Source organism: Oleiphilus sp. HI0043, from assembly GCF_001634935.1.
Map to the genome: position 1 here is coordinate 1 of NZ_LWEY01000768.1, position 1,128 is coordinate 1,128.

A 1,128-nucleotide genomic window follows, 5' to 3' on the forward strand; every position below is an offset into this window, starting at 1 on the left:
AAACCGATCAGCGACTCAGCAGAAACGGAAACCAATCAAAACGAATGTACCGACACTTCAACTGAGCAAAAATAGAAGTAGTGAGTCGACTCAAGTAAATCTACCCCCTCTTAAAACAAAAAAACCGCAGCCAAAACTGCGGTTTTTTCTTATCTTATTAAGACACACTCCCGAAGAATACTTCCTATTGCCTAAGCAATTTTCCTGGGAGCGTGCTTATCAAAGATGGTCTTACAGACGTTCCCAAATTGTTGAGATGCCCTGACCAAGACCTACACACATGGTAGAAACACCATATTTGCCGCCCTTATCTTCAAGAACATTCAACAAAGTCGTTGAGATACGTGCACCTGAACAACCTAGTGGGTGACCCAAAGCGATCGCACCACCATTCAGGTTAACTTTAGTCTCTGCAACATCTAGCAACTTAAGATCTTTCATTACTGGCAAAGACTGACCTGCGAAAGCTTCGTTAAGCTCCCAGAAATCGATATCTTCAATGGTAAGACCAGCACGCTTAAGTGCTTTCTTAGTTGCTGGAACTGGGCCGTAACCCATGATAGCTGGATCACAACCTGCAACAGCCATTGAAACGATACGAGCACGTGGCTTAAGGCCAAGCTCTTCTGCTTTCTCAGCTGACATCAACAACATTGCTGCTGCGCCATCTGTAAGCTGTGAAGACGTACCCGCAGTTACTGTACCGCCTTTAGGGTTGAAAGCTGGCTTCAACTTGCCTAGAGACTCTGCAGTCGTTTCTGGACGGATTGTTTCATCGTCCTCAATAAGAACTTTAAAACCGTTCTCATCATGACCTTCAACTGGAACGATTTCGTTCTTAAAACGACCTTCCAATGTAGCTTCGTGAGCTAGACGGTGTGAACGCGCGCCAAACTCATCTTGCATTTCACGTGAAATACCGTGCATTTTAGCTAACATTTCAGCCGTTAGACCCATCATGTTAGATGCTTTTGCAGAGTACTTACTTGCTGCTGGGTTGTGGTCGAAACCTTTAGTCATGGATACGTGACCCATGTGCTCAACACCACCCACAACAAACACGTCACCGTTACCGGTTTGGATTGCTTGTGCAGCTGTGTGAATTGCACTCATCGCAGAACCACACAA

1 protein-coding gene is annotated in these 1,128 nt (G+C 45.3%); it reads right to left on the reverse strand.

Annotated elements, in window-relative coordinates; genetic code table 11:
* Positions 1-231: 231 nt before the first annotated feature.
* On the reverse strand, positions 232-1,128 hold an 897-nt coding region (fadA, locus tag A3729_RS08745), incomplete at its 5' end, for an acetyl-CoA C-acyltransferase FadA (RefSeq protein WP_068633674.1).